The 15,124-nt window shown below is 60.3% G+C and carries 11 protein-coding genes and 1 pseudogene; all 12 read left to right on the top strand.

The genetic code is table 11. The features are described from left to right. Positions 1 to 251 precede the first annotated feature (251 nt). Positions 252 to 398, top strand: a pseudogene (locus NL116_RS26820) (TolC family outer membrane protein); the annotation flags it as partial. 35 nt (positions 399 to 433) lie between these two features. Beyond that, positions 434 to 2,590: a type I secretion system permease/ATPase gene (locus NL116_RS26815; protein WP_494374765.1), complete on the top strand. Its 2,157-nt coding sequence runs from the start codon at positions 434 to 436 to the stop codon at positions 2,588 to 2,590. After that, positions 2,580 to 3,947, top strand: coding sequence for an HlyD family type I secretion periplasmic adaptor subunit (locus NL116_RS26810; RefSeq protein WP_494374764.1), 1,368 nt, complete (start codon positions 2,580 to 2,582; stop codon positions 3,945 to 3,947). Before NL116_RS26815 ends, NL116_RS26810 begins: the two co-directional genes overlap by 11 nt. Before the next feature lie 211 nt (positions 3,948 to 4,158). Beyond that, a complete protein-coding gene (locus NL116_RS26805) occupies positions 4,159 to 5,046 on the top strand; it encodes a TauD/TfdA dioxygenase family protein (protein WP_494374763.1) in 888 nt (295 codons plus the stop codon). An 18-nt stretch (positions 5,047 to 5,064) separates the two neighbouring features. Continuing rightward, complete coding sequence (locus tag NL116_RS26800) at positions 5,065 to 6,090, top strand: ABC transporter substrate-binding protein (protein ID WP_494374762.1); 1,026 nt, start codon at positions 5,065 to 5,067, stop codon at positions 6,088 to 6,090. Positions 6,091 to 6,095: 5 nt separating this feature from the next. Continuing rightward, entirely contained in the window at positions 6,096 to 6,956 is an 861-nt protein-coding gene (locus NL116_RS26795; RefSeq protein WP_494374761.1) for an ABC transporter ATP-binding protein, read from the top strand. 20 nt (positions 6,957 to 6,976) lie between these two features. Beyond that, positions 6,977 to 7,843 carry an ABC transporter permease gene (locus NL116_RS26790; protein WP_494374760.1) on the top strand — a complete coding sequence of 289 codons (867 nt, stop codon included), beginning with the start codon at positions 6,977 to 6,979 and terminating at the stop codon, positions 7,841 to 7,843. Positions 7,844 to 8,045: 202 nt separating this feature from the next. Further along, entirely contained in the window at positions 8,046 to 8,966 is a 921-nt protein-coding gene (locus NL116_RS26785) for a LysR family transcriptional regulator (RefSeq protein ID WP_494374759.1), read from the top strand. Positions 8,967 to 9,188: 222 nt separating this feature from the next. After that, positions 9,189 to 10,724, top strand: a complete 1,536-nt coding sequence (locus NL116_RS26780; protein ID WP_494374758.1) for an MFS transporter — start codon at positions 9,189 to 9,191, stop codon at positions 10,722 to 10,724. 26 nt (positions 10,725 to 10,750) lie between these two features. Continuing rightward, positions 10,751 to 11,815 (top strand): HlyD family secretion protein, encoded by a 1,065-nt coding sequence (locus NL116_RS26775; protein WP_494374757.1) that lies wholly within the window; start codon positions 10,751 to 10,753, stop codon positions 11,813 to 11,815. Then, entirely contained in the window at positions 11,812 to 13,371 is a 1,560-nt protein-coding gene (locus NL116_RS26770; RefSeq protein WP_494374756.1) for an efflux transporter outer membrane subunit, read from the top strand. Before NL116_RS26775 ends, NL116_RS26770 begins: the two co-directional genes overlap by 4 nt. A 171-nt stretch (positions 13,372 to 13,542) precedes the next feature. After that, on the top strand, positions 13,543 to 15,114 hold the full coding sequence (locus NL116_RS26765; RefSeq protein WP_494374755.1) for a glycosyltransferase family 39 protein: 1,572 nt from the start codon (positions 13,543 to 13,545) through the stop codon (positions 15,112 to 15,114). Positions 15,115 to 15,124 lie beyond the last annotated feature (10 nt).

Genomic DNA, 15,124 nt, shown 5'->3' with positions numbered 1-15,124 from the left:
CCGGAAATCCAGGCAGGGGTTAATAGTCGGTGGGGCGCGGATTATCAGTTAAAGGCGGCCAAAGGGGGATACTTCGAGGGGGCGATCTGCTGGACGGTAATTGTTATAAAGACGCTGATAGCGTCACCAGGCGAACAGCATCGACCCATAATCTCCGGGAAAATTTTGCTCCGCAGGGGTCGCGCCAGCACCTCTCGCCAATGGCTTTTGACGGTTTTTCGACGTGCAGCAAACGGGTGCGTCAACAAGCTGCCGAGATCAACAACATTCAGTTATTTACTCAATACCGATTCAAGGCGACCATGAGCAGTTGCTCAAAAGCCAGGGAGTGGTCGCACCGTTGGCATCCGTTGTGCAGAACGACGTGAAGCAAGGTTCAGCTCCCCGGGATGAATTGAGTCCTCCCTTTTACCGTTAGCCAAGAGTGTCGAGCGTGGAATCAGAAGTCAGTCGGGTTCAGCACATCCATGATCCACGCGCGCAGCATGACGATCCGTTACTGGATGGGCTGCTAGCCCTGTGCACTCTGCACCAGAAACCGGCCAGCGCCGCGATGTTGACCACGGGCCTGCCGTTGCCCAAGCAACGCCTGAGCATTGAACTGCTGCCTCGCGCCGCCGCTCGCGCCGGTCTTCAAGGCCGGGTGCTGCAACGCAAGCTTGAGCAGATCCCTGCGATTGCGCTGCCGGCTCTGTTGCTGCTCAAGGATGGCCGCAGCGCGGTCCTGCTTGGCTGGCACGGTGACGACCAGGCGCGCGTGCTGCTGAGCGAAAGCGATGGCGGCGAAAGCGTAGTCAGTCGCGAGCTGCTCGCCGACGACTACACCGGCAAAGTGTTTTTCGCTCAACCCCAGCACAAATTCGACGTCAACCACGGCACGCTGATCCCGCGTGCGCGCTCGTGGTTCCGCGACACCCTCAAGCGTTCGCGCTGGCTGTACGCCGACGCCATTGCCGCCAGTTTCCTGATCAACATCATTGCCATGGCCGCGCCGCTGTTCGTGATGAACGTCTACGATCGCGTGGTGCCGAACCAGGCCGAATCGACCCTGTGGGTCCTGGCCATCGGCATTACCGGCGCCTACCTGTTCGACTTGATCCTCAAGAGCCTGCGCAGTCTGTGCCTGGACCTGGCCGGCAAGAAAACCGACCTGATCATCTCCGCCACCTTGTTCGAGCGCATTGTCGGCATGGCGATGAAGTACCGTCCGGCGCGGGTCGGCAGCTTCGCCCAGAACATCCACGAGTTTCAGAGCCTGCGCGACTTCCTCGCCTCGCTGACCCTGACCAGTCTGATCGACCTGCCGTTTACGCTGCTGATCTTCCTGGTCATCGCGATCCTCGGCGGGCACCTGGTGTGGATTCCGGTGCTGGCGTTCCCGATTGCCTTGCTGATCGGCTACGCGTTGCAGAAGCCTTTGGTGGCGACCATGGAACGAACCATGGCCCTTGGCGCCGAGCGGCAGTCGAGCCTGATCGAAACCCTCGCCGGCCTCGACGCGGTGAAGGTCAACAATGCTGAAAGCGAACGCCAGTATCAGTGGGAACAGACCATCGGCACCCTCAGCCGCCTCGAACTGCGGGTAAAAATGCTCTCCGGCCTGGCGATGAACATCACCTTGCTGATCCAGCAACTGGCCGGGGTGATCATGATCGTCTTCGGTGTGTACCAGATCATCGACGGTCACCTGAGCATGGGCGGCCTGATTGCCTGCTACATGCTCAGCGGACGCGCGCTGAGTCCGCTGGCCTCGCTGTCCGGCCTGTTGACCCGTTATCAGCAAGCGCGGGTGACCATGACCTCGGTCGATCAAATGATGGAACTGCCGCAAGAGCGCAATTTCGAAGAGCGTCCGCTGAGCCGCAAAGTGCTGCAAGGCGCCATCGAGTGCCGGCAGATGAACTTCACCTACCCGAACCAGCAGAACCTGGCGCTGAAGAACATCAACCTGACCATCAAGCCGGGCGAGAAAATCGGCATTATCGGTCGCAGCGGCTCGGGCAAAAGCTCTCTGGCCAAACTGCTGGTGGGCCTGTACCAACCGGACGACGGCGCTCTGTTAGTGGATGGCGTCGACATCCGTCAGATCGACGTCAGTGAGTTGCGCCACAACATCGGCTACGTGGCTCAGGACATCCAGCTGCTGGCGGGCACGCTGCGCGATAACCTGGTGTCGGGCGCACGTTATGTAGAAGACGAATTGGTCCTGCAAGCCGCCGAACTGGCTGGCGTGCACGAGTTCGCCCGTCTGCACCCGCAAGGTTACGAACTGCAAGTCGGTGAGCGTGGGCAGAACCTGTCCGGCGGTCAGCGCCAGAACGTCGCACTGGCCCGAGCGTTGTTGCTCGATCCACCAATCCTGCTGCTCGACGAACCGACCAGCGCTATGGACAACACCGGTGAAGAACGCCTCAAGCAGCGCCTCGCGGCGGTCGTAGAAAGTAAAACCATGGTGCTGGTCACGCACCGGGCTTCGCTGTTGTCGCTGGTGGATCGCTTGATCGTCATCGACCGTGGACAAATTCTTGCCGATGGCCCGAAAGCCGCCGTGATGGAAGCGTTGAAGAAGGGGCAGATCAGTGTTGCTTAAGTCGGGTTTCAAGGGTGCGATCGGCCGTTACTTCAAAGGCTCCGAGTCGCTGCATGGCCAGCCACTGCCCGAGGTCAACAAAGCCCTCATCGAAGACGCCCCGCGCGTGGTGCGGCTGACGATCTGGGCGATCATCGCCTTCTTCGTGTTCCTCATGCTCTGGGCCAACTACGCGGTGATCGACGAGGTCACCAAGGGCGATGGCAAGGCGATTCCGTCGTCGAAGATCCAGAAAATCCAGAACCTCGAGGGCGGTATCGTCTCCGAGCTGTTCGTAAAGGAAGGGCAAATCGTTGAGGCCGGTGCGCCGCTGATTCGTCTGGACGACACGCGCTTCGCCTCCAATGTCGGCGAGACCGAAGCGGATCGATTGTCGATGTTGCTGCGCGTCGAACGCCTGAGCGCGGAAGTCGACGACCGTCCGCTGAATTTCCCGGCGGACGTACTCAAAGCCGTGCCCGTTCAGGCGGCCAGCGAAGAGTCGCTGTACACCAGCCGTCGACAGCAACTGCACGATGAAATCGGTGGTTTGCAGGAGCAATTGATCCAGCGTCAGCAAGAGCTGCGTGAGTTCACCTCCAAACAGTCGCAGTATCGCCAGCAACTGAGTATGCAACGCCAGGAAATCAACATGTCCGAGCCATTAGTGGCCCAGGGCGCGGTATCGCCGGTTGAAGTGCTGCGCCTGCGGCGTGCCGAAGTCGAAACGCGTGGACAATTGGATGCCACGACACTGGCGATCCCTCGCGCCGAATCGGCGATCAAGGAAGTGCAGCGCAAGATTGACGAGACGCGCGGTAAATTCCGCAGCGAAGCCCTGACTCAACTCAACGAAGCGCGCACCGACCTGAACAAGGCCCAGGCCACCGGCAAAGCGCTGGAAGACCGGGTCAGCCGGACGCTGGTGGCATCGCCAGTCCGCGGGATCGTCAACAAGCTATTGGTGAACACCATTGGCGGCGTGATTCAGCCGGGCAGTGACCTGGTGGAAATCGTGCCGCTGGACGACACCTTGCTGGTCGAGGCAAAGATTCGCCCGCAAGACATCGCCTTCCTGCACCCGGGGCAAGAGGCGACGGTGAAGTTCACGGCGTACGACTACACGATCTACGGTGGGTTGAAGGCCAAGCTTGAACAGATCGGCGCGGACACCATCACCGATGAAGACAAGAAAACCACGTACTACATCATCAAGCTGCGCACCGATCGCAGCCATCTGGGGACGGATGAAAAGCCGTTGCTGATCATTCCTGGAATGGTGGCGTCGGTGGATATCATCACCGGCAAGAAGTCAGTGCTCAGCTATTTGCTCAAGCCGATTATTCGGGCGCGGGCTGAGGCGTTGCACGAGCGGTAGTTCTCGGCTCCGTTACAGGCGCTGCGATTCAAAAGCCATATCGTTATTCATTAACGGTATTTAAATTCCAATTCTTATACCTATAAAGTTACTCCCCTGCGTACCTGCCGACCAATCGGCGCGCCGCACGACACGAACCAACACGGGACCTCCGTGAGTTTCTTGATCGACGCGCGCGCCCTTGAGCGTGCCGTGCGTGGGAGTGATTTTTATGTCAGCTGTCTCTGCTACCAACCGCATCGCGCCACAAACCTTCGACATCCGCCCGTTCAGCGGCGCCGTCGGTGCTGAAATCATCGGCCTTGACCTGTCTCAGCCGATCAATGACCAGGACTTCGCCCGCATCCATCGCGCGCACCTGGATCATCACGTCGTGGTGTTCCGCGACCAGCGCATTACCCCCGAGCAGCAGATTGCCTTCAGCCGTCGATTCGGCGTGCTGCAGATCCACGTGCTCAAGCAATTCCTGCTGGCCGACCACCCGGAAATCCTCATCGTTTCCAATATCATCGAAAACGGCCAATCCATCGGCCTCGGTGACGCCGGCAAGTTCTGGCACTCCGACCTTTCCTATAAAGAACTGCCCAGCCTGGGCTCGATGTTGCACGCCCAGGAATTGCCATCCGAGGGCGGCGACACCCTGTTTGCCGACATGCACAAAGCCTGGGACAGCCTGCCCGACGCGTTACGCAAAGCGGTTGAAGGCCGATCCGCTGCGCACTCGTACACGGCGCGCTACAGCGAAACCAAATTCGAAGGCAACTGGCGCCCGACCCTGACGCCGGAGCAACTGGCGCAAGTCGCCGAAGTGGTTCACCCAATCGTGCGCACGCACCCGGAAAACGGCCGCAAGGCGTTGTTCGTCAGCGAAGGCTTTACCACCCGCATTGTCGGTTTGCCGGAAGACGAGAGCCAGCAACTGCTCGCCGAGCTCTACGCCCACAGCGTGCTGCCACAAAACATTTACCGCCATCAGTGGCAGCCCCATGACCTGGTGTTCTGGGACAACCGCTCGCTGATCCACCTCGCCGCCGGATGCCCAAGCCATCTGCGCCGCAAGCTGTATCGAACCACCATTCAGGGCGACGCGCCTTTTTGATTTGTCGGAGATTTGATCATGTCCAAACGTCTTCCCTTTGCACCGCTGACGGCCGCCATCGGCCTGGGTTTCAGTTTGATCGCCGGCAGCCTGTTGACGCCGACCGTGGTCCACGCCGAAGGTGAAATCCGCATCGCCGAGCAGTTCGGCATTGTTTACCTGTTGCTCAACGTGGTGCGCGATCAGAACCTGATCGAGAAGTACGGCAAGCAGGAAGGCATCGACATCAAGGTCGACTGGACCCAGCTGTCGGGCGGCGCGGCGGTCAACGATGCGCTGCTCTCGGGCTCGATTGATATCGCTGGCGCGGGCGTCGGCCCGTTGCTGACCATTTGGGACCGCACCCACGGCAAGCAGAACGTCAAAGCCGTGGCCTCCCTCGGCAACTTCCCTTACTACCTGGTGAGCAACAATCCGAAGGTTAAAACCATCGCCGATTTCACCGAGAACGACCGCATCGCGGTGCCGGCGGTGGGCGTGTCGGTGCAGTCACGTTTCTTGCAATACGCGGCCGCCAAGCAGTGGGGCGACAAGGAATTCAATCGCCTCGACAAGTACACCATCGCGGTCCCGCACCCTGATGCAACGGCCGCGCTGGTGGCTGGCGGCACCGAATTGTCCGGGCACTTCTCCAACCCGCCGTTCCAGGATCAGGAGCTGGCCAACCCCAACGTCCACGTGGTGTTGAACTCCTATGACGTGCTCGGCCCGAACTCGCCGACGGTGCTGTTCGCCACCGAGAAATTCCGTGACGAGAACCCGAAAACCTATAAAGCCTTCATCGCGGCGCTGACTGAGGCGGCGGAGTTTGCCCAGAACGATAAAGGCGCTGCCGCCGACACCTACATCCGCGTCACCAAAGCAAAAATCGACCGCGCCGCGTTGCTGAAAATCATCGACAACCCGCAGTTTGAATTCAGCGTCACCCCGAAGAATACGTATCCACTGGCCGAGTTCCTCTACCGCGTTGGCGCGATCAAAAACAAACCGGATTCGTGGAAGGACTACTTCTTCCAGGACACCAAACCGCTGCAAGGGAGCTAACTGAAATGAACGCCCCTTTGCAAGGCCACACGGTCAGCAAACCGAACGTCGCAGCCCGGGCGCTGCTGTCGGTCGACAACGTCAGCCTCGAATACCGCACGCCGCAGCGTGTGGTTCGGGCGACCCATCAAGTCAGTTTTGAAATCGATCCGGCGGACCGCTTTGTGCTGCTCGGTCCGTCCGGTTGCGGCAAATCAACGTTGCTCAAAGCGGTAGCCGGGTTCATTCAGCCTTGCGAAGGTGAAATCCGACTTCAAGGGCAAACCGTGCATGCGCCGGGGCCGGACCGGATCGTGGTGTTCCAGGAGTTCGATCAACTGCCGCCGTGGAAAACCGTGAAACAGAACGTCATGTTTCCGCTGCTGGCGTCCAAAACCCTGAAGCGCAAAGAAGCTGAAGAGCGCGCGCTGCACTACCTCGAAAAAGTCGGACTGGCGGCGTTTGCCGACGCTTATCCGCACACCTTGTCCGGTGGCATGAAAGCGCGAGTCGCCATCGCTCGCGCCTTGGCGATGCAACCGAAAATCCTCCTGATGGACGAACCCTTCGCCGCGCTCGATGCGCTGACCCGCCGCAAAATGCAGGAAGAATTGCTGCTGCTGTGGGAAGAGGTGCGTTTCACGCTGCTGTTCGTCACGCACTCCATCGAAGAGGCGCTGGTGGTGGGCAATCGCATTTTGCTGTTGTCGCCGCATCCGGGCCGGGTGCGGGCGGAAGTCCACAGCCATCAATACGATTTGCATAGCTTGGGCGGCGTGGCGTTTCAGGAATCGGCGCGCCGGATTCATCGATTGTTGTTCGATGAAGGCCAGTCGCCAGAAGCCGAGCGTGAGCTGGATTTCTCCGACATTCGCATCGCTTATTGAGCCATTGAGAGGAGTGCCTGATGAGCCATTTATCATCTGCACGAGAAGAGTTTGAAACCGTTTTGCAGCCGCTGACCAGCGTACCGCTGGAGCGTGAATTACCCCTCGGTCAGCGCCTCTGGCAACAGGCTTGGATTCGTAAAAGCCTGATCCTGATTTTGCTCGCTGTGTTGTGGGAGGTGGTGGCCCGTGTGCAGAACAACGACCTGTTGCTGCCGAGCTTTCTGCAAACCGCCAGCGCGCTCTACGACGGCCTGCTGAGTGGTGAATTGTTGGGCAAGGTCTGGATTTCGCTGGTGGTGTTGCTCAAGGGTTACCTGATCGGCATCGTCCTGGCGTTTGCCTTGACCACGCTGGCGGTGTCGACCCAGTTCGGTCGGGATCTGCTGAGCACATTGACCTCGATGTTCAACCCGTTGCCGGCGATTGCCTTATTGCCGTTGGCACTGCTGTGGTTCGGCCTGGGGCAGAACAGTTTGATTTTTGTGTTGGTGCATTCGGTGCTGTGGGCGTTGGCCTTGAACACCTATGCCGGGTTTCTCGGGGTGTCGGAAACGTTGCGCATGGCCGGGCGTAATTACGGGCTCAAGGGCATGCGGTTTGTGCTGTTTATCCTGATTCCGGCGGCGTTGCCTTCAATTCTTGCCGGGTTGAAAATTGGTTGGGCCTTTGCCTGGCGTACGTTGATTGCTGCGGAGTTGGTGTTTGGTGCGACCAGCGGCAAGGGCGGATTGGGGTGGTACATCTTTCAGAACCGTAATGAGCTGTATACCGACAAGGTGTTTGCCGGGTTGGCGGTGGTGATCTTGATTGGATTGCTGGTGGAGAACCTGGTGTTTGATTCGTTGGAGCGGGTGACCGTTAAGCGGTGGGGGATGCAGCGGTAGGATTTGTGGTGTCTGGATTGGCCCCTTCGCGAGCAAGCCCGCTCCCACACTGGATTTAGGCTGAGCACAAACCCTGTGTTCACAGCTGACCTAATGTGGGAGCGGGCTTGCTCGCGAAGGCGTCAGACCTGTCACCACCTAATCCAAGGATGTTTGCTAGCATTGCGTCTGAATCAATCCAGATCAGTCACGAGTGCTCAGCATGCAACTCCCAGACATGAACCTGTTGGTCGCCCTCGACGCCTTGCTCGACGAGGGCAGCGTGGTTGGCGCTGCGCGGCGGATGAACCTCAGCCCGGCGGCCATGAGCCGAACGCTGACGCGCATACGCGAAGCCATCGGCGATCCGATCCTGGTGCGCGCCGGTCGCGGTCTGGTGCCAACGCCCAAGGCGCTGGAACTGCGCGAACAAGTGCGCGACGTGGTCGAGCAGGCTGCCTTGCTGTTTCGTTCAGCCGATGAGGTGGACCTCGGTTCGTTGCGCCGCCGGTTCAGCATCCGCGCCAATGATTTTTTCGTCGGCGTCTATGGCGGCAAGCTGTTCGACACTATGGAGCGCCGGGCGCCGCACTGTGAATTGCGCTTTGTACCGGAAGGCGATGGCGATGATGAAGCGCTGCGCGAGGGGCGGATTGATTTAAGTGTCAGCAACAATCGTCCCGTCATGCCGGAAGTGAAGGTGCAAAACCTGTTCTCAACGCACTTCGTCGGTCTGGTGCGCGAGGACCATCCGCTGTTCGACGACGAGATTACCGCCGACCGCTACGCCGGCTTTTCCCATATCAGCATGTCGCGCCGAGGCATTGCTCGCGGGCCGATCGACACGGCCCTCAACGCTTTGGGGCTGGAGCGACGGGTGGCGGTGATTGCGCCGAGCTTCCATGCGGCAATGTTCGCGCTGCCGGATTCCAATCTGATTTTGCCGGTGCCAAAGGAGGCGTTGCTAAGCGTCCGCCGCCTGGGCTTGAAACTGCGCTCGTTCACCCTGCCGATTCCGCTGCCTACCCTGATGCTGACCCAGGCCTGGCACCCACGGTTTGACAACGACCCGGCTCACCGCTGGCTGCGTGAAACCCTGAAAGCCTGCTGCGACGAAACGTGGCAGGCCGCACAACTCACCTGAAGCAACCCTCATCCCCTGTGGGAGTGGCCTTGCTCGCGAAAGCGGTGCGTCAGTCAGCGTCGATGTTGGATGTAATGTCCTCTTCGCCAGCAAGCCGCTCCCACAAGAAGGAGTTTTTGTATTGTTGCGTCTAGCGCACTTATAACCTGTCGATAAGTCAGTTTTCGTCAGGCCCCACGCTTTTTAAAATGCCCCGGTACTTAACCCCCGGAGCAAGCTGTAATGACTTCTCTCACAGTCACGGCCCCCCTCGCCGCGCCCCCTCCAGCCGCCGTCACGCCACCGGTCTTCGGTCCGCGGATCATCATCGGTCTGGTGGGCGTATTGCTGGCGGTGCTGGTGTCGGGCCTGAACGAGATGGTGACCAAGGTGGCGCTGGCGGACATTCGCGGCGCGTTGGCCATCGGCTACGACGAAGGCAGCTGGCTGGTTGCCAGCTACACCGCGACCTCGGTGGCGGCCATGGCGTTTGCGCCGTGGTGCGCGGTGACGTTCTCGTTGCGGCGATTCACCCTTTGCGCCATCGCCGTCTTCACGCTGTTGGGGCTGTTGTGCCCGTTCGCCCCGAACTACGAAAGCCTGCTGGTCATGCGTACGTTGCAAGGCCTGGCCGGCGGTGCATTGCCGCCGATGCTGATGACCGTGGCACTGCGCTTCCTGCCAGCCAATGTGAAGCTCTATGGCCTGGCCGGTTATGCATTGACCGCCACGTTCGGGCCCGGTCTCGGGACGCCATTGGCCGGGTTGTGGACCGAGTATGTCGGCTGGCAGTGGACGTTTTGGCAAATCATCGTGCCATGCCTGCTGGCGCTGGCAGCGGTGTCTTATGGTTTGCCGCAGGACCCGCTGCGCCTTGAGCGCTTCAAGCACTTCAACTGGCGCGGTCTGCTGCTGGGTTTTCCGGCGATCTGCATGTTGGTGATCGGCATCTTGCAAGGCAATCGGCTGGACTGGTTCGAGTCGAGCCTGATCGGCGGATTGCTCGGCGGTGGCCTGGTGTTGCTGGTGTTGTTTCTGATCAATGAATGGTCGCAACCAACGCCGTTTTTCAAGATGCAGATGCTCGGCATCCGCAACCTCTCGTTTGCTTTGCTCACCTTGGCCGGGGTGCTGGTGGTGTTGCTGGCGGTGATCATCATTCCGTCCTCTTATCTCGCTCAGGTGCAGGGTTATCGCCCCGTGCAGACGGCGCCGATCACGCTGTTGGCGGCGTTGCCACAATTGATTGCGCTGCCGTTGGTGGCGGCGTTGTGCAACCTGCGCTGGGTCGATTGTCGCTGGGTGCTGGGCGCGGGTTTGAGCATGTTGGCGCTGTCGTGCATCGATGGCGCGCAGCTGACGTCGGCGTGGATTCGCGACGATTTCTACGCGCTGCAACTGCTGCAGATCTTCGGTCAGCCCATGGCAGTCCTGCCGCTGCTGATGCTGGCGACCGGCAGCATCTCGCCGATGGAAGGGCCATTCGCTTCGGCCTGGTTCAACACCGTGAAAGGCCTGTCAGCGGTGATTGCTACCGGCGTCATCGAGGCATTGACCACCGCCAGGCTGCATTTTCACTCGACGATGCTGGTGGACAACCTCGGCAACTCGCCCCTGGCCGAACGCGACAGCGCGGGCCTCGCCCACCGCCTGCATGAGCAGGCCGTGGTGCTGACGTCTTCCGATCTTTACCTGTGCATGGCGGGCGTCGCGCTGGCGTTGATCCTGCTGATTTTCTGGCTGCCGACGCGGATGTATCCACCGCGCGCGCCGACTTGAACGCTTCACTGAAACAGAAGGTTTTTATGACGACTCAAACCAAGCAAAAAATAGCTGTCGGTGTCGCCGTAGTGGTGGCGGTCGGTGTGCTGATTTGTCTGCTGACACCCGGCCTTTTCGGTCAGCGCACGCAGCAAAAAACCAACGACGCGTTTGTCTCGGCGGACTTCACGCTGGTGGTCCCGCGCGTGGCCGGGTTTATCAAGGAGGTGCTGGTGGAAGACAACCAGCAGGTCAAGGCCGGGCAGTTGCTGGCACTGATCGACGATCGTGATCTGCGCGCCGCGGCCCAGGCGGCGGACGCCGAAACCCTGGTAGCCAGGGCGCAGCTGCAAAATGCCCGCGCGACCCTTGAGCGCCAAGTCTCAGTGATCGCTCAGGCTCAAGCCTCGGTGGTGTCGGCCAAGGCTGAAATGGCTTTCGCCGAGCATGAGTTGAATCGCTACGACCACCTGGCCGGCGTCGGGGCTGGCACGGTGCAGAATGCTCAGCAAGCGCGCACGCGCATCGATCAGGCCAATGCGCGGTTGGCCAACGCGATGGCGGTGCTGGCGGCGGAGCGCAAGCAAGTGGACATCCTGACCGCCCAGCGCGATGCGGCGCAAGGCGGACTGAAACGGGCGCAAGCCGCGCTGGAAATCGCCAGCTATGAACTGTCTTACACGCGCATCGTGGCACCACAGGACGGCATGGTCGGCGAGCGCGCCGTGCGAGTCGGCGCTTATGTGACGCCGGGTAGCAAGATACTGGCGGTGGTGCCGCTGGCGCAGGCTTACGTAGTGGCCAACTTTCAAGAGACGCAACTGGCCAACGTTCAGCCTGGGCAGGACGTGCAGGTGCGGGTCGACAGTCTCGGCGGTGAGGCGCTGATCGGTCGCGTCGAGAGCATCGCTCCGGCGACGGGCGTGACGTTTGCCTCGATCAAACCGGACAACGCTACGGGAAACTTCACCAAGGTGGTGCAGCGGATTCCGGTGAAAATCGTCCTGGAACCTGGACAGGCATTGGCTTCGCGGTTGCGCGTGGGGATGTCGGTGGAGGCGAGTATTGATACGGCGAGTGCGGTGTCTCATGAGGTGGCCAAGCGATGAAGATTTTTGTTGGCCGGGCAGACGTCATCGCGAGCCAGCTCGCTCCCACATGGGATCTGTGCACCAAAGGAGATCCCCTGTGGAAGCGAGCTTGCTCGCGAAGAGGCCGGTGGCCTCAACTGACCTTTTGCACCTTGCTGATCATGAGCCTGTCGGCCTGCACCGTCGGCCCCGACTTCCAGAAACCTCAAGCCCGACAAATCATCGAGTGGTCAAAACCCGCCAAACCCGCCGCCAGTGAAGCGATCACTGCCGACATGAACGAACACTGGTGGGAGGTCTTCAACGACCCAAAACTTTCGTCCCTGACCCAGCGCGCCTTGACTGACAACCTCGACCTGAAACTCGCCAGCAGCCGCTTGCAGCAAAGCCGCGCCGCGCGCCAGGTGATCACCGCCAACCGTTACCCCTCAACCGCAGCGACTGGCAGTTATGGACGCAAACGCAACAGCGGCGAAGGCTTGAACGATCCCTCGGGTCACAACGGTGATTCGGCATTCAACTTGTGGGACGCCGGCTTCTCCGCGTCCTGGGAGCTGGATTTCTGGGGGCGCGTGCGCCGCGAAACCGAAGCTGCCGACGCTACGCTTGAGGTGGCCGAAAACGATCGTCGGGGTGTGTTGTTATCGGTGTTGGCGGAAACCGCTCAGGACTACATTCAACTGCGCGGCGTCCAAAGCACTCGGGCCGTCACCGAGCAGAACCTCGAGGTCGCCCGCCACAGTTTGAAACTCTCGCAATTGCGTCTGGCTGACGGCGTTGCCACCGACCTGGACGTCGCCGAGGCCGCCGCCCAAGTCGCCGCCATCGAATCGCGGCTGCCTGCGCTGGAGCAGCGGCAGTCGCAACTGATCAACGCCTTGAGCTTGCTGATGGGAGAACCGCCGCAAGCGCTGCACGCCGAGTTATCCACAGGCGCGGCCGTACCGCAAACCCCGCGTCAGGTCGCGATCGGGCTGCCATCGCAACTGGCCGAACGGCGTCCGGATATTCGCCAGGCTGAAGCGCAACTGCATGCTGCTACCGCAGATATCGGCGTGGCCAAGGGTAACTTCTACCCGCGGATTACGCTGTCGGGCAATATCGGGTCGCAAGCCATGCAGCTCAGCGATTTTGGTTCGTGGGGCTCGCGTTCATTCGGCATCGGCCCGCAATTCAGCTTGCCGCTGTTTGATGGCGGTCGCCTGCGCGGCGTGCTGAACCTGCGTGAAGCCCAGCAACAGGAGGCCGCCATTGCCTACCAGCAAACCGTGCTGCGCGCCTGGCATGAAATCGACGATCAACTGACCGCCTACAACGCCAGCCAATTGCGCCGCGACAGCCTCGCCGAAGCCGTCCGCCAAAACCAGATCGCCCTGCGCACTGCGCAGCAGCAATACACGGAAGGCGTGGTGGACTTCGTTAATGTGCTGACAGTGCAAGGTGCATTACTGGCGACGCAGGAGCAATTTGTGGAGAGTTCGACCGGTGTATCGCTGGCGATGGTCGGGTTGTACAAGGCGTTGGGCGGGGGATGGGAGTCGGTGTATCCGTTGGCGGAGTCGGTGAAGCGTTGATTCGCTCTGTAAATCAAAAAAATACCGGCAGATGCCGGTTTCTTCACCCTGACGGCCAACGAAGCGAATAGCAGAGGTCACTGGTCGCAAAGCCAGCATCGACGAAGAACCTGCGCCGCCTTAAAGTGATCCATAGGCTTCGTGATGTCGGGCCGGTTGCAGGGGGAGGCAATGGAAGCGCGCAGAGAAACTTCGCTTGGCGGCACCCAGGATCCGCACGCGGTGCCCGGCGGCTGGGCGGTGGTGCAGCGTTGGTTGCGGTGGGCGCAGGAGCATCGGCTGTTACCGATCCTGGCGTTGGCTGCCTTGGTGCGTTTCTACGACCTGACGGCGGCGGCCATTTGGGGCGACGAAGGGTCAAGCCTGCTGATGAGCCACTACTCATTGGCTGAAATATGGGTGCATGCCGCCCATGACGTGCACCCGCCGCTGTATTTCATGCTGCTGCATGGCTGGATCGAGGTGTTCGGCGACGGCATTTTTTCGATTCGCTGTCTGAGTGCTCTGCCCGGGATCGTCACGGTATGGCTCGGCGTCTGGTTGGTGGACTTGATCGCCACCCGGCGTGCTGCGTTGCTGGCCGGTTTTCTCCTGGCGCTGTTGCCGACGGCGGTGCGTTATAGCCAGGAAGTGCGGATGTACTCGCTGCTGGGCCTGTGGCTGATCGGCGCGACGATTGCGCTGGTCTACTGGATCAGGTATCCCCGGCGTACACGCTATCTGGTGGCGTATGTGCTGCTGATGAGCGCAGCGTTCTATACCCATTACTTCACCGCCCTGTGCGTAGTGTGTCACTGGCTGTATCTGGGATTGATTCGTGTCCTGCCGGACTATCGCTTGCGCACCATTCAACGCCCCGGTTGGTGGCTGGCGAACGTGGCAATCGTGCTGATCTACCTGCCTTGGGTGCCCAACCTGATTGATCTGATCCAGCACATGGATCTGCTCAAAGCCAATGGTGATGTGGGATGGGAGCTGCCGGTCACGTTCGGCTCATTGCCGTCGATGATCTGGTCGTTGCTGACCCAGGACGATGGTGAAAACCTGCCGACGCTGATTTTTATCGCGCTGCCGCTGGCGTTGCTGGCGATTGCTGGCGTGGCGCTGGCACGGGACCGCAGCGTCATTCGCGGCAGTATCTTGCTGGTGATCTATACGGCGTTGCCGATGTTGTTGGTGTTCGGCGTGTCGTTTATCTCGCCGGTGTTCATCGAGCGTTACCTGACGGCCTATGCACTGGGGTTGCCGCTGATTGTCGCGTTAGCCATTGATCGCCTGTATTCAGGCTTTCGAGTGCTGGCGCTGGCGGTGCTGGTGTTGTTTGTCGGCGTCGAACTGGTCGGCTTGAAAAACAACGCCACGGTCGATACCCACGATCAGATCAACGTGATGGTCGATTACGTTAACCAGCACTTCGTTGCCGGCGACCAGATTGTCACCAGCGATATGCTCTGGTACCTCGCCTACGTTTATTACAACCGCACCGACGCTAAACCGTTGCTGTACACCCCGCCGCTGGCCAATGGCGGGTCGAGCCGGCCAAATGCGTATGGATTCGGCACGCTGGTCACCCAGGACATTTATCTGGACCGCCTCGACAGCTTGCCCAAGGGCACCGGTCGGGTGTGGCTGATCGGCACCGTCGGTGTGCCGGACGAGTTCGCACCGCTGCCCGTGGGCTGGAAGAGCGCCGGCATTACCCAGGCGGGCGGGGCTAATGCGCGCTTGTTTGTGCTGCATTGAAAGTCTTGTT

The sequence above is a fragment of the Pseudomonas sp. FBCC-B1667 genome (genome assembly GCF_059133255.1).
Note: the sequence above shows the minus strand (reverse complement) of the source record. Positions and strands in the feature narration are given on the sequence as shown.